We start from the raw sequence: 21,642 nt of genomic DNA, 5'->3' as shown, positions 1-21,642 counted from the left end.
GGCGTGGAATCCGCGTATCATGTGGGGCGACTGCGCTCGTGATGCCGCGCGCGGAAGACTGCCAGATCGTCGAGGAGACAGCTTTATGACCGCTGCGACCATTCCCGGACTCGAGCCCGGGAACGCCCCCACCGAACATGCCGGGCTGCTGGCCTGGGTCGCTGAGGTCGCCGAGTTGTGCCAGCCGGATCGGGTCGTCTGGTCCGACGGCAGCGACGAAGAATGGGACCGCCTCACCACGCAGCTGGTGGACGCCGGGACCATGGTGAAGCTCAACGAGGAGAAGCGGCCGAATTCGTTCCTGGCGCTCTCCGATCCCGCCGACGTGGCCCGGGTGGAGTCGCGCACCTTCATCTGTTCCAAGACCGAAGAGGATGCCGGTCCCACCAACAACTGGGTCGACCCGGACGAGATGCGGGCGACCCTCACCGAGAAGTTCCGCGGCAGCATGCGCGGCCGCACCATGTACGTCATCCCGTTCTGCATGGGCCCGCTCGGCTCGGACGATCCCAAACTCGGCGTGGAGATCACCGACTCGGAGTACGTGGTCCTGTCCATGCGGATCATGACCCGCGTGGGCCCGCAGATCCTCGAGGCGCTCGGCGACGACGGCTTCTTCGTGCAGGCCCTGCACTCGGTCGGGGCCCCGCTCGAGCCCGGCCAGGAGGACGTGGCCTGGCCGTGCAACCCGGACAAGTACATCGTCCAGTTCCCCGAGGACCGGGTGATCTGGTCGTACGGCTCCGGTTACGGCGGCAACGCGCTGCTGGGCAAGAAGTGCTACGCGCTGCGCATCGCCTCGGCGATGTCCCACGACGAGGGCTGGCTGGCCGAGCACATGCTGATCCTCAAGCTGATCAGCCCGGAGGACAAGGTCTACTACGTGGCCGCCGCCTTCCCGTCTGCCTGCGGCAAGACCAACCTGGCGATGATCCAGCCCACCCTGCCGGGCTGGCGCGCCGAGACCGTCGGCGACGACATCGCCTGGATGCGGTTCGGTGAGGACGGCCGCCTGTACGCGGTGAACCCGGAGTTCGGTTTCTTCGGCGTGGCCCCCGGCACCAGCTACTCCTCCAACCCCAACGCGATGAAGACCATCGCCGACGGCAACACCCTGTACACCAATGTGGCCCGCACCGACGACGGCGACGTCTGGTGGGAGGACATCGACGGCCCGGTGCCGGCGCACCTGATCGACTGGAAGGGCCAGGACTGGACCCCCGAGTCGGGCGAGAAGGCCGCACACCCCAACTCCCGCTACTGCACCCCGCTCAGCCAGTGCCCGAGCCTGGCCCCCGAGTGGGACGATCCGGCCGGTGTGCCGATCTCGGCGATCCTCTTCGGCGGCCGCCGCAAGACCACCGTCCCGCTGGTCACCGAGGCCCGGGACTGGCAGCACGGCGTCTTCATGGGCGCCACCGTCGGCTCCGAGCAGACCGCCGCCGCCGAGGGCACGGTGGGCACCGTCCGCCGCGACCCGATGGCCATGCTGCCGTTCCTCGGCTACAACGTCGGCGACTACTTCCAGCACTGGATCGACACCGGCAAGAACGCCGACGCCGACAAGCTGCCGCACGTCTTCTACGTGAACTGGTTCCGCCGCGGCGAGGACGGCCGCTTCCTGTGGCCGGGCTTCGGTGAGAACAGCCGCGTGCTCAAGTGGATCGTCGACCGCATCGAGGGCACCGTGACCGGTGTGCAGACGCCGATCGGCATCGTCGCCGATCCGGCCGAGCTCGACACCACGGGCCTGGACGTGGATCCGGCCGACGTGGCCGAGGCGCTCGCGGTGAACGTGGACGAATGGCGCAACGAGCTGCCGAGCATCGACGAGTGGTTCTCCTTCGTCGGCGACCGGCTGCCCAGCGGGCTGCGCGACGAGCTCGACGGGCTGCGCCAGCGGCTCGGCTGATCGCCCGGCTCACAGACCATCACGGCGACGGCGCCCCGGATTCCGGGGCGCCGTCGCCGTCGTCGTGGCCGGCCGCATCCGGGGAGGTCCTCCGGCAAACCCCGGGTGCATCTCCGGGCTGTCCCCCATAGCGCTGACAGGTCCGCTCTGGAAGCCTGTAGTCCATGACAGCGACAGCACCGACCTCACGCGGCATCGCCGCACGCGCCGACGATCTGGTGAAGACCTACGGATCCGGGGACACCACCGTGCATGCTCTGCGCGGCGTGTCCATCGGTTTCGAGGCCGGGCAGGTGACGGCCATCATGGGCCCGTCCGGCTCGGGCAAGTCCACCCTCATGCACTGCCTCGCCGGGCTGGACACCGCCACCTCCGGTACCGTCCACATCGGCGACGTGGCCCTCGACGGGCTCGGCGACAACGAGATGACCCGTCTGCGCCGCGACCGGATCGGCTTCGTCTTCCAGGCCTTCAACCTGGTACCCACGCTCACCGCAGCCGAGAACATCACCCTGCCGCTCGACATCGCCGGCCGCGATGTGGACCGTCAGTGGTACGACTCGGTGGTGCAGCGGCTCGGCCTGCAGGACCGGCTCGAGCACCGGCCCAGCGAACTCTCCGGCGGCCAGCAGCAGCGGGTGGCCTGCGCCCGCGCCCTGGTGGGCCGGCCGGACATCATCTTCGGCGACGAACCCACCGGCAATCTGGACTCCCGCTCGTCCGGGGAGGTGCTGTCGATCCTGCGTGCCGCCGTCGACGAGTTCGGTCAGACCGTGGTGATCGTGACGCACGATCCGCATGCCGCGTCGTACGCCGACCGGGTGGTGTTCCTGGCCGACGGTCGGTTCTCCGCCGAACTGGCCCATCCGACCGCCGACGACGTCTTCGAAGTGATGCGGACCCTGGACCTGCCGAAGAACGACGCCGAGGGGAACTGACCGATGCCCTCCAGGTCCTCAGCGATGCGGAAGGTTTCGCTCAGAAGCCTTGCCGCACACAAACTCCGGCTCGTCCTCACGGTCTTCTCGGTGGTCCTCGGCACCAGCTTCGTCGCCGCCGCGCTGATCTTCACCGCCACCGTGCAGACGGCCTTCGACTCGATCTTCGACAATGTGGCCCGCGGGGTGGCCGTCGAGGTGACCCCGGCCGACGACAACTCGCCGGGTGTGCCCGTCCAGGTGGTGGACCAGCTGCGCGAGCACCGCGGCGAGCTGGGCATCGACCGGGTCCAGGTGGACTACTCCGGTCCGGTGACCATCGCCAAGGCCGACGGCAAGGCGCTGCAGACCGGCGGCGCCCCCAGCATCGGCTCGGCCTACACCCCGCCCGGCGAATCCATCGACACCGCCGGTCTGAAGCTCGTGTCCGGTCACGCTCCGGCGGCACCGGGCGAGGTGGTGATCAACCGTGAGGCCGCTGAGAAGGCCGACCTGACGGTGGGGCAGACCACCCGGGTCGCGTTCGGCGCGGGCACCACCGAACCCATGCAGGTCACGGTGGTGGGGCTGCTCGACATGCCCGGTTCCACCGGCGGCTTCACCAACATCCAGTTCTCCGCCGAGCAGGCGAAGAAGCTGTTCTCCGACGGCCGGTACGTGTCCACCGTGGACATGAGCGCGGCGGCCGGGGTGAGCGACGAGAAGGCGCGCGACGCGGTGGCCGCGCTGCTCGATCCGGATGGCGACGGACGGTACGAGGTGCGCACCGGCGAGCAGGTCCGGGAGGACGAGAAGGCCGCCGTCGGCGACTTCCTCAACGTCATCCAGTATGTGCTGCTGGCCTTCGCGGCGATCGGCCTGATCGTGGGCACCTTCATCATCTTCAACACCTTCTCGATGATCGTGGCGCAGCGGAACAAGGAACTGGCGCTGCTGCGGGCGATCGGTGCGAGCCGCACCAACGTGGCCCGGTCGGTGCGCACCGAGGCGCTGGTCGTCGGCGTGATCGGCGGCGGCCTCGGACTGGGGCTGGGCATCGGGATGGCGGCCATCCTGCGCGCGGTCACCGCGTCGTCGGGCCTGCCCACCGACAGCCTCACGATCCGCCCCGCCGCGGTGATCGCGGCCATCGTCGTGGGCATCGTGGTCACGCTGCTCTCGGCCTGGATCCCGGCGCGGCGCGCCTCCCGGATCCCGCCGGTCGAGGCCATGCGGCAGTCCTCGGCCGAGCCGGGCGGGCGTTCGCTGCGGGTGCGCACCGGTGTGGGCATCGGCCTGACGGCGGCTGCCGCGGTCCTGCTCGGCGCCTCGGCGGCCGCCGAGGGAACCGGTGCGCTGTGGCTGGTCGCCGGGGGCGCGGTGGCCCTGATCCTGGCGGTGGTGCTGGCCGCACCGGCGCTGTCCCGGCCGCTGGTCGGCGGGATCGGCCGGCTGCTGCAGAAGCCGTTCGGCGCGGTCGGCAAGCTGGCCCGCACCAATGCGGTGCGCAATCCGCGGCGCTCGGCGGCCACGGCCTTCGCCCTGACCATCGGCCTGATCCTGGTGGTGGTGATCGGCACCATCGGCGCCTCCTTCAAGGCGGCCATCAACGAGGGCATCGACAAGGAGCTGGCCGCGGACTTCGTGGTGAGCGGCAATGCAGGCGCACCCCTCTCGTCGGCCGTCGGCCCCGCCCTGACCAAGGTCCCCGATGCGCAGACCGTGGTGGCGCTGGACATGGCCTATGCCACCTACGACGGTGACGACGTGGCCGCGTTCACGCCGGTCGGCGGCCCGCTCAGCGATGTCATCAACGTGACCATGAAGCAGGGCGTCCTGGAGGTTCCCGAGCACGGCATGCTCGCCAGTGAGAAGTCCGCCGAGGACGAGGGCTGGAAGGTGGGGCAGCAGGTGACCTTCACCTCCACCACCGGCACCGATGTCACGGTGACCCTGGACGGCATCTACGAGGAGAGCGCCGCCCTGGGCAACTGGGTGATCGGCAATGCGGCCTTCGACGAGCTGGTGCCCTCCCAGGCCACCCGGATGATGGCCGCCGCGCTGGTCACCGGAAAGCCGGGGGTGTCCGAGCAGTCCTTGCGCGATCAGCTCGAGCAGGCCGTCGAACCCTTCCTCACCGCGCAGGTGCAGGACCGTCAGCAGTACAAGAACCAGTTCTCCAGTCTGATCGACCAGATGCTGGTGATCCTGTATGCGCTGCTCGGGCTGGCGCTGGTGGTGGCGGTGCTCGGCATCATCAACACCCTCGCGCTGTCGGTGGTGGAGCGGCGCCGGGAGATCGGCATGCTCCGCGCCATCGGGCTCACCCGGCGCCAGGTGCAGGGCACCATCTACCTGGAGTCGGTGTACATCTCGATCTTCGGTGCGCTGCTCGGCGTGGTCGCCGGACTGGCCATCGGGCTGCCGCTGGTCTACGCCCTGGGGCACTGGGGACTGGACGTGGTCGCCGTCCCGTGGTCGCTGATCGTCATCACGCTGGTCGGTGCCGGTGTGGTCGGCGTGATCGCCGCACTGTGGCCGGCGATCTCGGCCGCACGCACCAAACCGCTCGAGGCGATCGCCGAGGAATGATCGGTACGTTAGAGGGATGACCCACCCAGAAGACGGGAAACCGGGAGACGGGCGGCCGGGAGATGGGGACCGGCCGCCCACCCGGCGCTTCGAGCCGATCGACCCGGTGGATCACCCTGCGCCGCTCGATCCCACGGCACCGCTCGGTCCCACGGGGCAGCCGGGCGCTACCGCGCCGATCGAGCCGGGCACCGGTGCGGGACAGGGCTATGAGTCGGCCGCCGCGTACTCCCAGAGCCCGCCGGGATATTACGGACAGGCGCCGTACCAGGCCCCGGACGAGACGCCCCCGCGCCGCAACCGGAGCCGGACGGTGCTGCTGAGCCTGCTGGTGATCCTGGCGCTGGCGGTGCTGGTGCTGGCCGGACTCCTGGTCTTCCGGAACCTCGACGACGACGGCGGTGACGGGCCGGCCGCGTCCGGCCCGTCGGCGAGCACCTCGACCACCGACTCAGCCTCGTCGACCACAACGCCGAGCACCACCACCAGCAGCACGGCCACCAGCAGCAGTGAGCCCAGCGGCGGGTCCCGGCCCACGGCGGCGCCCGGCGCGGTGACCTACCAGTTCACCGGCAGCGGCAACCTGGTGGGCGTGACCTATGCGACCACCGCCGGCGAGAAGCTGGTCGCCGCCACCGGCGCCCCCTGGTCGGTGCGCGCCAACGTGGGCCCGGGCGGTCGCGCGGCGGTCGGCGGGATCGTCGTCGGCGGCACCGTGACCTGCACCATCCTGCACGGGGAGGATCTGCTCGCGAGTTCCACCAGCAGCGGCGGACCCATCTCCTGCGCCGCCGTGCTCGACGAGTAGCCGTACCGGCCGAACGGCCGGGGTCCGGCCGGGTCGAGCGGACGGCCGGGCGTCAGCGGCGCCGCAGCACCAGCACCAGATTGGTGGCGGCCACCTCGCGCAGCCCCGGCACCGCGACCACCGGCCACGCCCAGCGCGGCAGATAGCGCGGGAAGGCGGTGCACAGCTCGGCGCCGCGGCTGCGGCGCGCCCAGTCCAGGCCGGCCTGTGCGGTGATCGGGAACAACGACACCCCGTACAGGTTCTTCGGCAGCCGGCCGTGCCGGCGGGTGTACCGGCGTGCGGCCCGGTGACCGCCCAGGTAGTGCATCAGCCCCGTCTCGTGCCCGCCGAACGGACCCCACCACAGGGTGTAGCTGAGCACGATCAGTCCGCCGGGCCGGGTCACCCGCACCATCTCGTCGGCCATCGCCCACGGCGCCGCGGTGTGCTCGGCGACGTTCGACGAATAGCAGACGTCCACCGACCCGGTGCGCAGCGGCAGATGCTGGCCCTGCGCGCGGACACAGGTGCGGTGGTCGATTCCGGCGGCGTGCATCTCGCCGGCGTCCGGCTCCACCGACAGGTACTGCGCGCCGCGGCCGGTGAAGGCGTCGGCGAAGAATCCGGGGCCGCCGCCCACGTCGAGGACCGTGGCCCCGCTCAGCGGCTCGCCGTACAGGTCGGCGACCATCACCGCGGTGTCCTCGGCGAGCGCCGAATAGAAGCGGTCCGGATCGGACTGTTCATAACCGAACTCGCGCAGCAGCCGCCAGGCGCGCGCGAGCGTGGCGCGGCGGGCGAAGACGGCCGGCGGGGGAGGCGGGGCGGGCATGCTGCCACTCTGGCATAACCTGGACGGCAGTGAACGAGCCGACCGAGTTGCTGCTGCTGTGCTGGCGTGACACCGACCATCCGCAAGGGGGCGGCAGTGAACGCTACCTCGAGCGGGTCGGCGCCGAGCTGGCCGCGCGCGGCCTGCGGGTCACCCTGCTCACCGCCCGTTATCCCGGCTCGGCCCGTTCGGAGTGGCGCGACGGGGTCCGGGTGCTGCGCGCCGGGGGCCGGCTCACGGTCTACCCGCGGGCACTGCTGACCCTGATCGCCGCCCGCGCCGGCCGCGGGCGACTGGCCGGCTACCGGCCGTCGGTGGTGATCGACACCCAGAACGGGGTGCCCTTCTTCGCCCGGCTCGTCACCCGGGCGCCGGTGGTGGTGCTGGTGCACCACTGTCACCGTGAGCAGTGGCCGGTGGCCGGCCCGCTGCTGGCCCGGCTCGGCTGGCTGATCGAGTCGCGGCTGTCCCCGCGGATCCACCGCGGCAGCCGGTACCTGACCGTCTCGGCGCCGTCGGCCGCGGAACTGGTGGACCTGGGCGTGGACCGGGAACGGATCACCGTGGTGCGCGGCGGAGTGGATCCGGTGCCCGCCGTTCCGGGCGGCCGTCCCGAACGCGGCGCCGCCGGGCCGCAGCGGCTGATCGTGGTCTCCCGGCTGGTTCCGCACAAGCAGGTCGAGCACGCCCTGCAGGTGCTGGCCCGGCTTCGCGAGCAGGGGCGCGAGGTGGTCCTCGACGTGGTCGGCGACGGCTGGTGGGCGCCGGAACTGCGGGCCGCGGCCGTCCGCGCCGGGGTCGCCGGGCAGGTGAGCTTTCACGGCCACGTGGACGAGCGCACCAAACACGCACTCCTGGCCCGTGCCGACGTGCATCTGATGCCCTCGGCCAAGGAAGGCTGGGGTCTGGTGGTGATCGAAGCGGCACAGCATGCGGTGCCGACCCTCGGCTACCGCAGCTCGGCCGGACTCACCGACTCGATCGTCGACGGCGTCACCGGGGTGCTGGTGGACGATCCCGGGCAGCTCGCTGCGGCCACGGCCGCCCTGCTCGACGATCCGGACCGGCGCAGCGAGCTCGGCCGGCAGGCGCAGGCGCGCGCGGCCGGCTACTCCTGGGAGTCGACCGCCGACGGTGTGCAGCGGGTGCTGGCCGACCTGCTCTGAACGGCCCGGCCCACCGCCGCACCCAGTCCGCCGATCAGGGCGGCGAACCACAGGCTCAGGGCGGCGATCGCCGCCGCCCAGGCGCCTGCCCCGGCCGCCGGCCGGCTCCCGGCACCGTCGACGGCGAACACCGTCAGCCAGCGGCCCGAATACACCGGTGAGCCGTGTGCGGCGAGCAGCGGCGGTGGTGCGGCGTTCTCGACGATCACCCAGCCCACGTTCAGCCGGGCCAGGGCCTGCGGATCTCCGCCGTCGGCCAGCACCCGCCCGACGGCCGCGCCCCGCTCGGTGGGGGCATCCACCGCCTGCCCGTCCACCACCAGGGCGCCGCCGGTGAGCACCGGAGCATCGATCATCCGCGGCAGCGGCGACAGCGACGGCCCGTGGTTCCACGGGAAACGGCGCACGGTGTCGTCCGGCCACACCGCCACCCCGGTGCCGGTGCGGCCGATCAGCTCCGTCACCCGGGCGTAGTCGTCGGGATAGGACACCGGACGCACGCCGCCGCCGACACCCCAGGCCAGCTCCGGTAGCGGGGCCACCACCAGCAGGGCGACGGCGGCCACGGCGAAACCGCTGGGCACCCAGCGGCGCAGTGCGCTCGCCGCGGCCGCCGCGGCGAGCGCGAAGAACGGGACGGCCAGGGCGGCGAACTTCTGGGTGTCGCGCAACAGCCCGGCACCGGGCACGCTGGTGAGCAGCGCGTCCATCACGGCCAGACCGGGTCCGGCGGCAGCGAGTCCGATGAGCAGGACGGTCACGGCCGCCAGCCCGGCCAACGCCGGCACCATCGCCCCGGTGCGCGCCCGGCGGCGCCACAGTTCGCGGCAGCCCAGCGCGACCAGCAGGAGCAGGGCGGCCGTGGCGGCCAGCGCCCAGCCGGTGCGCCGGCCGGCCGGCACCGCGTCGGCGTTCCAGATGCCGCCGAGCCCGGCGACCGAGCCGAGGGTGCCCAGCCACGGTTCGGCGCGGGCGGCGAACAGCGCGCCGCCGCCGACCGCCCCGGTACTGTCGTCGGCGACCGCCGCCGCCACCAGCCAGGGCAGCGCCGTGACCAGCCAGCCGCCGAGCACCACCGCGAGAGCGGTGCGCCGGGCGCCGGTCGTCACGGCGGCGGTGAGCACCGCGACCACCAGCCCGAGCAGCGATCCGGTGGGCGTCAGGCCGGCCGCGGCGAGCAGCCCGGCGGTGATCAGCGCATCCCGCCACGACGGGTGCGCCGCCAGCCGGCGCACCGCCAGAATCAGCCAGCCCAGGGCCGCGTACCCGGTGAGCAGACTCCAGTGCCCCTGCAGCAGCCGTTCGGCCACATACGGATTCCAGATCGCGACCATCGCGGCGGCCGCCGCACCCGCGCCGCCGCAGCCGGGCACCAGGGCCTGCGCCAGCCGGCCGTAACCGATTCCGGCGGCCAGCAGGGCGCCGGCGGTGATCAGCGCGACGAGCAGTCCGCCGTCGACCACCCGCGAGAGCACGCCGAGAACGGCGTCCTGCGGGACGGCGCGCGGCGGCGCACCGTCGATGCCGAAGGCCGCGGCCGACAGCGGCAGCCGCGGGGTGGCCACCGCATCCCGGTGGAGCAGATAGCCGCCGAAGAACGGCCCGCAGATCACCGCGGTGAGCACTGCGCTCACCGCATACAGCACCGGTCCGCCGCCCCGGTCCCTCAGATCCGGGTCCTTCAGAAGTGGTAGGTGTCCGTCGGGGCCGACTGATGCTCGGCGGACTCGTAGTCGCTCGGCACGATGTTGTAGGCGCGGGCCAGATTCAGGATCTTGGTGGCCCGGGCGATGCGCGGCAGATCCGAGCCGTTGCGGATCTCCCCGCCCTCGGCCTCGAACTCGGCGAAGAACTCACGCGCCCACTTGATGTCGTCATGCGAGGGGGAGAGCCCGTCGTTGACCGCCGCGCACTGATCCGGCGTCAGGCAGATCTTGCCGGTCATCCCGAACTCGGCGCTGACCGCGGTGGCCTCGCTGAGCTTGAGGGCATTGGAGCCGATGGTCGGGCCGTCGATCGCCGACGGCAGGTTGGCGGCCTTGGCGGCGATGGTGAACCGCGACCGGGCGTACGCCAGGGTGGTCGGGTTGTCGCCGAAGCCGGTGTCGCGCCGGAAGTCGCCGATGCCGAAGGCGAGCCGGAAACAGCCCTTCGCCGAGGCGATCTCGGTGATGCGCTCGAGGCCGCGGGCGGTCTCCACCAGTGCGACGATCGGCACGTTCGGCAGCCGGCGGGCGGTCTCGGTCACGTGGTCGACCGACTCGACCATCGCCAGCATGATGCCGCCGACACCGGTCTGCGACAGGGCTGCGATGTCGTCGGCCCACCACGGCGTCCCGAAGCCGTTGATGCGCACCCAGTCCGAGTGGCCTGCGTTCATCCAGTCCACCACGTTCTGGCGGGCGGTCAGCTTGTCCTTGGGGGCCACCGCATCCTCGATGTCGAGGATCACGATGTCGGCGCGGGACCGGGAGGCCGGCTCGAAGCGCTCGGCCTGGGATCCGGTCACCAGTAGCCAGCTCCGCGCGAGGACCGGATCGATGCGGGATCCGATGTCGGTGGGGTCGGGCTCAGAGAGGGGTTCGGTGTCGTACATCGACTCATGCCTGCTGTCTACTCGAGCGTGCGCTCAGTGGGTCTGTCGGAAAGCGGGTGTGCCCACCGCGGTGGCGGCCTGGCGGGACGCGGTCGGGTTCACGTCGTCGGGAGAGAGTCTAGTACCTCGACCAGGGCCGCCTGTCATTGCGGCACACTGGTTCGCATGGCCGACGAGGCCGCCGGATCGGTGGTGGACAGGGAACGCTCCGGACTGAGCCGTTCGGGCACGGTCCGGTCGCTCGGCGTGGTCACCGCCGGCACCCTGGTGGCCAACCTGCTGGCCTATCTGGTGCAGCTGCCGGCCGGGCGGCTGCTGGGACCGGCCGGCTACGGCGAGTTCTCGGTGCTGCAGGCCGCCATGCTGGTGCTGTCGGTGCCGGCGCTGGCGCTGCAGGCGGTGGTCGCGCGGGAGGTGGTGCGCGGCGCCGGCCGGGCGCAGCTGTGGCGGCTGATCGCCGTGGTGACTCTCGCTCTCGCGGTGGCCGGGGTCCTGGTGGCCGCGGTGATGATGCCGCTCGCCGACGTGGGGCTGCCGTCAGCGGCCGCCGCGCTGGCCGGGGCCGCGCCGCTCGCCGTCATCGCCGGGGGGCAGGGCCTGATCCAGGGGGCCGGCCGGTTCGGCGTGCTCGGCCTGCTGCTGGCCCTGGTCGGGGTGGCGCGGACGGTGCCGATCATCGTGGCCGTGCTGGCCGGTGGGGGACCGGTGGCCGCACTCTGGTCCGGGACGGCCGGCAGCGTGGTGGCCGCGGTGATCGTGGGGGCGGCGGCGCACCGGTCCGGGTCACCAGGCTCTGGATCTGCCGGGTCTGGGGCGGCCGGGTCCGGTGCGGCCGGAACCGTCGATGCGCGGGCGGTGCTCTGGGCGTCCGGGGTGCAGCTGGTGGTCATCGTGGCCGTCTCGCTGGATCTGCTGCTCTCCCGGGCGGTGCTCTCGGCCGACGACGCCGGGGTGTACGCGCTCGGTGCGGTGGCCACCAAGGCGGCGTTCTGGCTGCCGCAGGCGATCGGGGTGGTGGTGTATCCGCGGCTGGCCGACCCGGTGCGTTCGGCGGGGGTGCTCGGCGCGGCGGTGCGGGTGCTCGCGATCATCGGGCTGCTGGTGACCCTGGCGGCCGCGGTCGCCGGACCGCTGGTGCCGGTGCTGGTCTCCGCGGACTACCGGCCGGTGGCATCCCTGATGTGGCTGTTCGCCGGCACCGGGGCGATGCTCGCGGTGCTGCAGCTGCTGCTGCTCTCGGCCATCGCCCGGGATCGGGCCCGCGGTGGACTGCCCGCCGGCGCGGTGCTCGTCGTGGAGGTGGTGCTGATCGCGCTGCTGGCCCACTCGGTGCTCTCGCTGGCGATCATCGCCGCCGTCTCGGCCACCCTGTCGGTGCTGCTGACCGGGCTGTGGATCCGGCTCGCCTCGGGCTGAGACGCCCGAGTCACCGCCCGCACGGGCGTTCCCGCAGAATTCGGGCGACCGGACCGACCTCAGGGGTCGGTTCGGTCGCCCAAGTTCTCACCGCTGCGGTCATCGGGCCGTCGCCGCAGCATCCAGACCCCGGCCACCAGCAGCAGACCGCCCAGCACTCCGGCCACGATCGGCACGACCAGCGTCACCACCGTGACCGGCCAGGACCGCGAGGAGGCCAGCTCGGCGGCCTCGCGCACGGTCTGCCGGTCGGACTCGAGGGTGGTCTTCAGCGCGGTGAGCCGGTAGTCGCGCAGCGAACCGTCCCGGGCCGCGGCGGCCTCGGGGAACCGGTAGGTCTCCTCGATCCGCGCGGTCTCGGACACGATGACTCCGGTGGTCTCGTCCACGAACAGCTCCCGGTGGGCGCGGTGGTGCAGGGTGGCGGTGAGCTCCTCGCCGGACGGCACTCCGCGCAGCCCGCCGAACCACTCCGCCGGTGCAGTGAGCACGGTGCGCGGATCCGGCTGCACCGTCGACAGATCGGTCTCGGGCACCTCGACCACCAGCCGCACCACCGTCCGCCCGCCCATCGTCTCGGTGCCCTCGGCGCGCATGGGCAGGGACCGGCGGGTCACCGGATCGAAGTACTGCAGATGCGAGCGGTCGAACTCCCACGGGAACAGGTACGTGTAGCCGTGCCGGTCGTCGACCACGGTCGCCGCCTGGTCGTCGGCGTACTGGATCTCGGACTCTCCGGTCGGCGCCGCGGTGCTCCGGTCCACGGTCACCCGGTCGACGGTGGCGGCCAGCGTGGGCTTCCCGCACGCGGTCTCCGGGCTCACGCGCTTTCCGTCGACCAGATACGAATCCACCCCCAGCGCGGTTCCCGCCTGCAGGGTGAGCACCCGATCGTCGGCCGGGCGCACGGCGACCACCCGCCGGCGCTGCTGGACGGTCCCGGTGACCACTCGCGGATGCGCCGCGGTCAGCGAACACGGGTCGAGCAGTTCGGTGCCGTCCGAGCCGTCGGCCACCGCGGTCTGATCGGTGTCCATCGGCACGGCGCGCAGCCCGTCGCCGAGCAGCGGCCCCACGGCGAGCGCCCCGGCCAGCAGGACCGCGCCGAGGAAGACCACGAGCGGGCCGAGCAGGTCGCGGGTGCTCAGGCGGGGACGTGGATCGGCCATGATCGTCGACCTTACCGACGGCGCCGGGCGGCGACGCCCCGCCGGGCCGGTGGGCCACTACTGTGGGCCGTGGCATGAGCACCCCGACCGCACCGACGTACCGCCGCTTCTTCCCCCAGCTGGAGGGGATGCGGGCGGTGGCCGCGCTCGGCGTGCTCACCACCCACGTGGCCTTCCAGACCCGCGCCGTGCAGTGGCCGGTACTCGGCCCGGTGCTGGGCCGGCTGGACCTGGCGGTCGCGCTGTTCTTCGCGCTCAGCGGCTTCCTGCTCTGGCGCCCGCATGCGGCCGCCGCCCGCCGCCCCGGCCTGGGCCGGCCGGGAGTGCGCCGCTATCTGCGGCACCGCTTCGTGCGGATCTGGCCGGCCTATGCGCTGGTGGTCGTGGTGGTGCTGACGCTGCTGCCGCAGGCGCGCGGGGCGAGTGCGCAGGTGTGGCTGGCCAATCTGACCCTCACCCAGGTGTTCGTGCCGCTGACCCTGGCTCCCGGACTGACGCAGATGTGGAGCCTGTCGGTCGAGGTGGCCTTCTATCTGCTACTGCCGGTGCTCGGCGGGGCGCTGCTGGGTCTGCGCGGGCCGCGGGCGCACCTGCGGATCCCGGTGCTGACCGGACTGGGGCTGCTCAGCCTCGGCTGGGCGTGGGTGGCCTCGGCGCTGCCGCTGGCCGACGGGGTGGAACCCAAGAACTGGGTCGTCGGCCACCTGCCCTGGTTCCTGGCCGGCCTGTTGCTGGCCGAGCTGACCGCCGCCGTGGAACTGACCCGGCACCCCTCCCGCCGGCTGCGTCGCTGGGCGGCGCTCTCGGCCAACCGGCCGCTGATGCTCGCGGTCTTCGTCATCGCCTACGGTCTGGCCTGCACGCCGCTGGCCGGGCCCACCGGTCTCGGAACGCTCAGCGACGGCGCCTACCTGGGCAAGATCGTCCTCGGGGCGATCGCCGCCTATGCGCTGCTGGCGCCGCTGGTCTGCGCGGCCGGCCCGTTCCGGTTCCTCGACTCACCGCTGATGACCGCTCTGGGTCGCTGGTCGTACGGCATCTTCATCTGGCATCTCGCCGTGCTCACCAGCGTCTTCGGGGTGTTCGGCATACCGGCGTTCAACGGGCATTTCGTCGAGGTCTGGCTGATCACGGTGCTGATCACCGTGGCCGTCTCGGCGGCCAGCTACGCCTTCATCGAGGATCCCTGCCGCCGCGCGCTGCTCAACCGGGAACGCCGCCGCGCCGAGCCGGTGCCGCTGCCCGCGCCGGGGCACGAGAGCGTCGTTCCGGGGACGCCGAGTCAGGGGAAGCCGAGTTACGGGAAGCCGAGTTACGGGAAGCCGAGTTACGGGAAGCCGAGTTACGGGAAGGCTGGTCAGGGGAAGGCGATGCAGGCGCCACCGGAGCCGTAGCCCTGGGTCACCCGCACCCAGACCGGTGCCGACTTCACGCCGTTCTGCTCCGCGTAGAGCTTGTGCAGCCCCTGCCAGCGCGGGGTCCAGGTGACCGCCGCCATCGCCCCCCGAGCCTGGTCGCGGCCGATCAGCCGGGTCCGGTGACCGCGGCCCGCGTCGTAGAAGCGCACCATTCCCGAGGCGTTCACCTTGACCGTCATGCTGTACGAGCAGCCGGTGCCGTGGTGGATGGAGAAGAAGCCGTGACCGGGGTCGACCTTGCCCTGCGGGGCGGCCTGCGCGGGCGCGGCGAGCCCGGTGGCGGTGAGGGCGGCGGCGACGGCGGCCAGGACTGTCCCGGTCAGCCGGGTGCGGGTGATGCGCGGCATGATGACTCCTCGCCTCACGGCGATCTCGACGGCGGTACGGTCCCATCGTGCCCTGCGGGGCCGTCCGGCGGCGCCGCAATGCGCCGTTTTCTCCACCGGCCCGGCACCGGGGCGGCGGCGACCACGGTGACCACGGACAGATAGGCCAGCAGTTGCGGGGCGGCATCGTCGCCGGCGTAAGGATACCCGGAATCCCACGGTCCGGTGGCCAGCAGCAGCGTCGCCGCGGTCATCAGACCGAAGGCCGCCACCACCCGGTGCCGGCGGTGCAGCACGCCGACCGCACCGGCGCCGGCGAGGGCGATCGGCAGACCCCACCAGCCGGTGAGCAGCCAGCCCGCGGCCAAGGCGCCGGCCGCGGCGATCAGCAGCCGTCGCGGACCCGGCCGGGCCGGCGGCAGCGGATCCGGGCCGCGACGGCGCGTGGGCCATCGGGCCCCCACCAGCAGGGCGGCCACCAGGACCAGGCCGATCAGCAGCGACCAGCGGTAGGGGCCGTCGAGCGGATAGTCCAGAACCACGGTGCCGGCCGCCCCGGCCGGAATCACCCAGCCCTGCTGCCAGCCGTCGACCACCACCGGCTCCAGTTCGGTGCCGCCGAGCCGGGCCCGCCAGCCGGAGTTGGTGCTCTCGGGAATCGACAGCACCCGCTCGCCGGCCGCCGCCGGCACCTCGACCCGCCGCTCGGTGGCCGACCAGGCGTGCACCTCCGGTCCGGCCCCGCCGGTCACCGGCTGCGGCTCGGCACCGCCGGCGGTCGGCAGCTCCACGCTGTCCACCGAGAACGCCGAGCCGGGGTTGACCACCAGTTCCTGGGCGCCGGCCGCCAGCTCCACGGGGGCTCCGGGGCAGGCGGTGGCGACCACCGGCTCACCGTTGCGCAGGGCTCCGGCGGTGGTGTTCAGCTGCAGCCGCACCAGCCGCCCGGACACCGACAGGCCCAGACCCAGCGGCCCGTCGGCGTCGGTGTCGCAACCGATGTGCACCGGCCGGTCCGCGTCCGGGGCGGCCGACTGTCCGGCGCCGAACACGGTCAGTTCGCTGATCCCGGCCGGTGCGCGGGTGGTGAAGCCGAGATCGTTGCGGTCGAGCAGATCCGCGGTGCCGGTGACGGTGAGGGTCAGCGAATCGGTGACCGCAGGGTCCAGATCGACGACGCCGTCGGCGCCCACCGTGCGCTTCTGCACCCCGGTGCCCAGATCCACCTCCACCCGGGTGGGGGCCGCCGGGTAGCCGTCGGGGGCCGTGAGCCTGAGCCCGGTCACCCGGGACGGTTGCGGCAGGCTCACGGTCAGTTCGGGCCGGGCGGATTCGCGGTCGGTGGGTTCCGGGGCGATCCAGGCGGTGCCCGGGTCGCCGTCGACCATGGCGCCGGCGTTCCCCCGCGGATCGGACACCGCCGCCGGACCGGTCACCGCGATCCGGCCGAACACCGCCAGCAGCTCGCCCAGTGCCGCACCGGGTTTCGGCCGCAGCACCACCGACGGGGTCACCGTCTCGGGTTGCGGGACCCACAGCGTCCGCCCGAACAGGCCCGGTGTCTCGGCGGTCAGGCCCAGACCCGGCGCACAGCGCACCCGGCCGTCGTCGTCGCCCATGCACTGCGGACGGCCGGGCAGCCCCGAACCGAGGACCCATCCGGACACCGGGCCGGTACCGGCCTCGGGCAGCACCACGGCCTGCCGGATGCGCAGCGGCGCCGGCGCACCGCCTCCGGCCGGCAGCTGTTCGAGGCCCACGTCGGCCAGCGCGAACTGGTTGCCGGGGCCGCCGCCGGTGACGGCGATCGCCCGGATCTCCACGCGCTCGGTGGCACCGGACGGGAGGACCACCCGCACCGGCTCACCGGCCTCCACATCGCGCACCACCACGCTGCCGGCGTCGGTGCTCACCAGGATCGAGGTGACCTCCGGGCCGACGGTGCGGGCGGTGGTCAGGTTCAGGGCCAGATTCCGCTGCGGCTGCGCGAACTCCACCGTCAGTCGCTGTCCCACCGCCGATTGAAGGCCGCGGCTGACCCAGGCGGTGTCCGGGTCGCCGTCGAAGGCGGCGGCCGCGGCGGCCGCCGGCGAGGTCTGGCCCGGGGCGGTGGCGTCGGCGGCCGAGCCGCTGGTGCGCACCCGCACCCGGTCCGGCTGATCGTCGAGCAGCCACTGCGCGGTGACCGCGGGCTGGCCGTCCACCGGATAGTCGGCGGCGGCGTTCTTGGTCAGCCGCGGATCGTCGGCGGCGCGGATCGCCGACGAATGATCGTCCACCCGGCCGAAGTCGGTCTCCCGGGCCACCGGGGTATCGGTGAGAATCACCCCGCTGCCGTCCCCGAGGCCGGCCCGCTGCGCGTCGGCCCGCAGCAGGGAGGGGCCCAGCGCCGGCCGGCCGGCGCGCGTCCGTGCGTCGTTGATCGCGGCGATCGCCTCCGGTCCGCCGGCCACCCGCGGCATGGTGTTCAGGTCGGTCAGCCGCGGTCCGGTGCCGCCCTCGGCGCCGGACACCCGGTAGACGGTGATCGCCGGCAGCGGCGGCCGCAGTCCGTTGTCGGTCACGAAGCCGGGCGGCGACGACGGTGAGGTCGGCGGCCCGAAGCTGCGGGCCACCGTGATGCCCGGTGACTCGCGCAGGGCCTGCGCCACCAGCAGCGGGCGGGCCGACCGGGAGGAGTCCGGATCCAGGTCGGCGCGCAGCACCAGATAGCCCACGCCCTGTCCGGCCAGCGTCGCCGCCAGCCCGGGCGAACCCCGGCCGGCCGCCAGTTCGCGCTGCACGGCGTCGAGGGCCCGGATGGCCCCCGGCGGGGTGAGCGGAATGGCATCGCGCACCGCCCACGGCGTCTGCGCCAGCGCCTGCATCGGCTCGTCGCGGGTCATTCCCCACAGCTGGTCGGCGAACGGGGCGCCCGGCACCACCAGGGTGCGCGCCGGTGCGGTCCGGCCGTGCTGGTCGGCGGCGATCCAGTCGGCGCTCTGCCGCCAGTAGTCGGGGATCGCGCGATAGCTGCCGGGCGGGGCGATACCGCCGGTCCAGGCCAGCGTGCCCGCGGCGAGAGTGGCGGCGGTGAGCAGCAGGGCGGCGGCCACCCGGCGCTGCGCGGCGGCCGAGGCGTTCACCGCCCGCCAGCCGGCCGCCGTCACCGGTACCGGCACCCGTGCCAGCAGATGCGCCAGCCCCAGCGCCAGCGGCAGCCGCAGCAGCGGATCGAACTTGTGGACGTTGCGCAGCGGGGCGCCGGCCCCGTCGAGGAAGACCTGCACCTGTTCGGCGATCGGTGATCCGAGGGCGCCGGTGTAGCCCACGCAGATCGCCAGCAGGCCGACGATCAGGATGGTGATCAGCCGGCCCCGGAACGGCAGGCGGGACATGGTCAGCCCGGCCAGCCCGGCCGCGGCCAGCAGCCCGGTGGCCACCACCGCCGCCGGCTCGGTGACCAGCACCGCGCCCGCGGCCCGTTCATCGGAGACGAACGGGGTCCAGGCGTCGGTGCCGCGCAGCACCTCGGTCAGCGACGTCCACTGCGTGGTCACCCGCGAGGACTCGATGAAGTCCAGGAACGGCGGCGAGACGGTGGAGAGCATCAGCAGCGGCACCAGCCACCACAGGCAGGCCGCGGCGAGTCCGGCCAGCCACCACCCGGCGAACCGGAGTCGCCGCCGCAGGCCCGCCCGGTCGGCGGCGAACATGCCCGCTGCCAGCCACACCGCCGCCACCCCGGTCGCCGCGAGCGTCGCCACCGCGTTCACCGCCCCCATCAGCGCGACCGGCACCGCCGAGCGCAGGGCCGACTGCCACAGCGGATGCGGCGCCCGGCCGGGTCCGTCGAGGGCGCGGACCATCGGCACCAGCACCCAGGGGGCGAGCATCATCGGCAGCGTCTCCGAGGAGATGCTGCCGACGGTGGTGAGCACGCGGGGTGCGAAGACGAAGGCGGCCGCGGCGAGCAGCCGGGATGCGGGGGAGCCGATGCGCAGCGCCTCGGCCAGGCGCACCACGCCCAGGAAGCCGACGGTCAGCAGCAGCGCCCACCACAGCCGCTGGACGGTCCACCCGGGCAGGCCGAGCAGATCGCCGAGCGCGAAGAAGGTCCCGTGCGGGAAGAAGTAGCCGTACGCCTGGTTCTGCACCTGCCCCATCGGGGCATCCGGGCTCCACAGGTGCGCGGCCCGGCGCAGAAAGCCCACCGGGTCGGCGGTCAGATCGAGTTTGGTGTCCGGCGCGATCTGTCCGGGAGCCTGCAGAAAGCAGAGCAGGACAGCGAGGAGGGCGACGACGACGCTGCCGCGATGCGACAGCGTCCGCGGCTCAGCCGCGGTCGGATCCGTCGCGGGTGCCGTACTCGACCGAACCCTGGACGAAGCCATTGGAGGCATCGAAGCTGTTCACCTCGGTGGCGGGTTTGTTCTCGCCGGCCACCGCGCCGCTCACCAGGATGGCACCGACGCCGACGAGGATTCCGGCGACCGCGGCCACCGCGCCGTAGATCAACCGGTCGCGCATCATGGGACCAGGCTACCAGCGAGTCCGGCGCCGGCCCGTGGAAGACTGGCCGGTATGGCTCGTACTCTGCGCCCCGTGCTCCGGCCCGCTCGCCGTCGGGCCTCCCGGCCGGCATCGCTGGTCGCGCTGGCCGTGACCGCCGCCCTGGTCGCCGGCTGCGGCGACGACCAGCCGGCCGCCGCCCCGTCGTCGAGCGCCGTCAGCTCCGCCTCGACGTCGTCCGTGGACGCGTCCCCGGCGTCCTCGTCGCCGGCGGCGCCGGCCTGCGGTGCCGCCGAACTCCGCGAACTGACCCTGCGGCAGAAGCTGGCGCAGATGCTGGTCGTCGGGGTGACCGGCGCGCAGGATGCGCGCAGCATCGTCGAGCAGGAGCAGATCGGCGGGATCTTCATCGGGAGCTGGTCGGATCTGTCGATGCTCTCCGACGGCTCGGTGAAGGCCATCGCCTCGGAGTCCCGGACCCCGCTGATGGTGACGGTGGATCAGGAGGGCGGCCGGGTCTCGCGGCTGTCCTCACTGGGCATCGATCTGCCGTCCGCCCGGCAGATGGTGGCGCAGGGGATGACCGCCGCACAGGTGCGGGAACTGGCCGAGAGCACCGGCCGCAAACTCGCGAAGCTGGGCATCACGGTCGACTTCGCGCCGGTGGTGGACGTCTCCGACGAGGACGACGACGAGGTGATCGGTGATCGTTCGTTCTCCAACGACCCGGCGGTGGTCACCGAGTACGCGCAGGCCTTCTCCCGCGGGCTGCAGGATGCCGGGGTGATGCCCGTCTTCAAGCACTTCCCCGGCCACGGCCACGGCTCCGGCGATTCGCACCTGGGGGTGGTGCGGACGCCGCCGCTCTCGCAGCTGCGGCAGTCCGATCTGGTTCCGTATCAGACTCTGCTGCGCGATCCCGGGAACGCCGGGGTGATGATGGGACACCTGATCGTGCCGGGGCTGACCGGCGCGGAGACGCCGGCGTCGATCAGCCCCGCGGCGATCGGCATGCTGCGCAACGGCAAGAAGTACGACGGCCCGCGTTTCCGCGGGGTGATCTTCTCCGACGACCTGTCCGGGATGAAGGCGATCTCCGCCCGCTATCCGATCGATCAGGCCGTGCTCAAGTCGATCCGGGCCGGTATCGACGTGGCGCTGTGGCTCAGCACCGATCAGGTTCCGAAGGTGCTCGACACCCTCGTCGACGCGGTGAAGTCCGGGAAGCTGACCGAGAAGCGGGTCGATCGGTCGGTGGTGCGGGTGCTGCGGGCCAAGGGCGCGCTGACCTGCTGAACCGCTGAGCCCCCGGCGCCGGTAACTTACCGAGTGGTAAGTTGGTCGCATGCCGGGAACGAAACGACTGCCCCGCGCGGTGCGCGAACAGCAGATGCTCGACGCCGCGGTCACCGAGTTCTCGATGAACGGTTTCGCCGAGACCTCGATGGATGCGATCGCTTCCCGGGCGCAGATCTCCAAGCCGATGCTCTATCTCTACTACGGCTCCAAGGACGAGCTCTTCGCCGCCTGCATCACCCGTGAGTCCGGACGCTTCCTCGACTCGATGAGCGCCGGATTCGATCCGTCGATCCGGCAGCGCGAACAGGCCCGCATCCTGGTCCGCGAGTTCCTGCGCTACGTGCACGAGAACGCCCAGTCGTGGCGGGTGCTCTACCGGGTGGCCATCGGCACCGCCGGCTTCTCCGGCATCGTCACCAAGGCGCGCACCGACGTCACCGCGATGATCACCGATCTGATCCGGCGCGGCACCACCGTCGACAGCGCCTCGGACATCGACTTCGAGCTCACCGCGGTGGCGCTGGTCGGCGCCGCCGAGGCGGTGGCCGACCGGATCACCGAGGGCGACGTCTCCCTCGATCGCGCCACCGACCTGCTGCTGGGCATCACCTGGCGCGGTCTGCGCGGCGTCGGCTCGGAGGACACCTGAGTCAGCGTGCCTTGCGGTACAGCGTCGCGGGCCGGCCGCGGTGCTGTGTGACGCGCACCGGATCGCCGG

Annotated in this window: 16 protein-coding genes; 9 read left to right on the top strand and 7 right to left on the bottom strand. The window is 72.7% G+C overall.

Translation table 11 applies throughout. The annotated features are described in order from the left end of the window. The first annotated feature begins 85 nt into the window (after positions 1 to 85). The 4 genes from ACJMNC_RS06115 to ACJMNC_RS06100 all read left to right on the top strand — a co-directional run bounded on the left by ACJMNC_RS06115 (position 86) and on the right by ACJMNC_RS06100 (position 6,229). Positions 86 to 1,912, top strand: coding sequence for a phosphoenolpyruvate carboxykinase (GTP) (locus tag ACJMNC_RS06115; RefSeq protein WP_408947058.1), 1,827 nt, complete (start codon positions 86 to 88; stop codon positions 1,910 to 1,912). A 164-nt stretch (positions 1,913 to 2,076) separates the two neighbouring features. Beyond that, the gene (locus tag ACJMNC_RS06110) at positions 2,077 to 2,850 is read left to right on the top strand and encodes an ABC transporter ATP-binding protein (RefSeq protein ID WP_408947057.1); all 774 of its coding nucleotides are present in this window, start codon (positions 2,077 to 2,079) and stop codon (positions 2,848 to 2,850) included. Between the two features lie 24 nt (positions 2,851 to 2,874). Further along, positions 2,875 to 5,421, top strand: coding sequence for an ABC transporter permease (locus tag ACJMNC_RS06105; protein WP_408947056.1), 2,547 nt, complete (start codon positions 2,875 to 2,877; stop codon positions 5,419 to 5,421). A gap of 16 nt (positions 5,422 to 5,437) precedes the next feature. Next, positions 5,438 to 6,229 carry a hypothetical protein gene (locus tag ACJMNC_RS06100; RefSeq protein ID WP_408947055.1) on the top strand — a complete coding sequence of 264 codons (792 nt, stop codon included), beginning with the start codon at positions 5,438 to 5,440 and terminating at the stop codon, positions 6,227 to 6,229. Between the two features lie 52 nt (positions 6,230 to 6,281). Here the strand turns inward: ACJMNC_RS06100 and ACJMNC_RS06095 are convergent, their stop codons facing one another. Next, a complete protein-coding gene (locus ACJMNC_RS06095) occupies positions 6,282 to 7,043 on the bottom strand; it encodes a class I SAM-dependent methyltransferase (RefSeq protein WP_408947054.1) in 762 nt (253 codons plus the stop codon). Positions 7,044 to 7,072: 29 nt separating this feature from the next. Here ACJMNC_RS06095 and ACJMNC_RS06090 point away from each other — a divergent pair, with 29 nt between their 5' ends. Beyond that, complete coding sequence (locus tag ACJMNC_RS06090) at positions 7,073 to 8,209, top strand: glycosyltransferase family 4 protein (RefSeq protein ID WP_408947053.1); 1,137 nt, start codon at positions 7,073 to 7,075, stop codon at positions 8,207 to 8,209. Here ACJMNC_RS06090 and ACJMNC_RS06085 read toward each other — a convergent pair. After that, positions 8,152 to 9,843 carry a hypothetical protein gene (locus ACJMNC_RS06085; protein ID WP_408947052.1) on the bottom strand — a complete coding sequence of 564 codons (1,692 nt, stop codon included), beginning with the start codon at positions 9,841 to 9,843 and terminating at the stop codon, positions 8,152 to 8,154. The two genes, ACJMNC_RS06090 and ACJMNC_RS06085, sit on opposite strands and share 58 nt — an antisense overlap. A gap of 47 nt (positions 9,844 to 9,890) precedes the next feature. Beyond that, on the bottom strand, positions 9,891 to 10,805 hold the full coding sequence (locus tag ACJMNC_RS06080) for an HpcH/HpaI aldolase/citrate lyase family protein (protein ID WP_408947051.1): 915 nt from the start codon (positions 10,803 to 10,805) through the stop codon (positions 9,891 to 9,893). A 165-nt stretch (positions 10,806 to 10,970) separates the two neighbouring features. On the opposite strand from ACJMNC_RS06080, the gene ACJMNC_RS06075 reads away from it, so the two are divergent. Then, positions 10,971 to 12,221, top strand: coding sequence for a polysaccharide biosynthesis protein (locus ACJMNC_RS06075; protein ID WP_408947050.1), 1,251 nt, complete (start codon positions 10,971 to 10,973; stop codon positions 12,219 to 12,221). A 59-nt stretch (positions 12,222 to 12,280) separates the two neighbouring features. Here the strand turns inward: ACJMNC_RS06075 and ACJMNC_RS06070 are convergent, their stop codons facing one another. After that, on the bottom strand, positions 12,281 to 13,390 hold the full coding sequence (locus ACJMNC_RS06070; protein WP_408947049.1) for a DUF3068 domain-containing protein: 1,110 nt from the start codon (positions 13,388 to 13,390) through the stop codon (positions 12,281 to 12,283). A gap of 74 nt (positions 13,391 to 13,464) precedes the next feature. Between ACJMNC_RS06070 and ACJMNC_RS06065 the strand changes: the two genes are divergently transcribed. Then, positions 13,465 to 14,784 carry an acyltransferase family protein gene (locus ACJMNC_RS06065; protein ID WP_408947048.1) on the top strand — a complete coding sequence of 440 codons (1,320 nt, stop codon included), beginning with the start codon at positions 13,465 to 13,467 and terminating at the stop codon, positions 14,782 to 14,784. Here ACJMNC_RS06065 and ACJMNC_RS06060 read toward each other — a convergent pair. From ACJMNC_RS06060 to ACJMNC_RS06050, 3 genes are read right to left on the bottom strand one after another with little or no spacing between them, the layout of a single operon-like run. Then, the gene (locus ACJMNC_RS06060; RefSeq protein ID WP_408947047.1) at positions 14,748 to 15,155 is read right to left on the bottom strand and encodes a hypothetical protein; all 408 of its coding nucleotides are present in this window, start codon (positions 15,153 to 15,155) and stop codon (positions 14,748 to 14,750) included. The two genes, ACJMNC_RS06065 and ACJMNC_RS06060, sit on opposite strands and share 37 nt — an antisense overlap. A 14-nt stretch (positions 15,156 to 15,169) precedes the next feature. Continuing rightward, a complete protein-coding gene (locus ACJMNC_RS06055) occupies positions 15,170 to 19,507 on the bottom strand; it encodes an alpha-(1->3)-arabinofuranosyltransferase family protein (RefSeq protein WP_408947046.1) in 4,338 nt (1,445 codons plus the stop codon). Then, positions 19,449 to 19,646: a DUF2613 domain-containing protein gene (locus ACJMNC_RS06050; RefSeq protein ID WP_408947045.1), complete on the bottom strand. Its 198-nt coding sequence runs from the start codon at positions 19,644 to 19,646 to the stop codon at positions 19,449 to 19,451. The genes ACJMNC_RS06055 and ACJMNC_RS06050 overlap by 59 nt, the downstream gene beginning before the upstream one ends. A 63-nt stretch (positions 19,647 to 19,709) precedes the next feature. Between ACJMNC_RS06050 and ACJMNC_RS06045 the strand changes: the two genes are divergently transcribed. Continuing rightward, entirely contained in the window at positions 19,710 to 20,921 is a 1,212-nt protein-coding gene (locus tag ACJMNC_RS06045; protein ID WP_408947203.1) for a glycoside hydrolase family 3 N-terminal domain-containing protein, read from the top strand. Positions 20,922 to 20,970: 49 nt separating this feature from the next. Beyond that, positions 20,971 to 21,573, top strand: coding sequence for a TetR/AcrR family transcriptional regulator (locus ACJMNC_RS06040; protein ID WP_408947044.1), 603 nt, complete (start codon positions 20,971 to 20,973; stop codon positions 21,571 to 21,573). Positions 21,574 to 21,642 lie beyond the last annotated feature (69 nt).

It is taken from the genome of Gordonia sp. VNK21 (genome assembly GCF_046098115.1).
GTDB lineage: Bacteria > Actinomycetota > Actinomycetes > Mycobacteriales > Mycobacteriaceae > Gordonia.
Note: the sequence above shows the minus strand (reverse complement) of the source record. Positions and strands in the feature narration are given on the sequence as shown.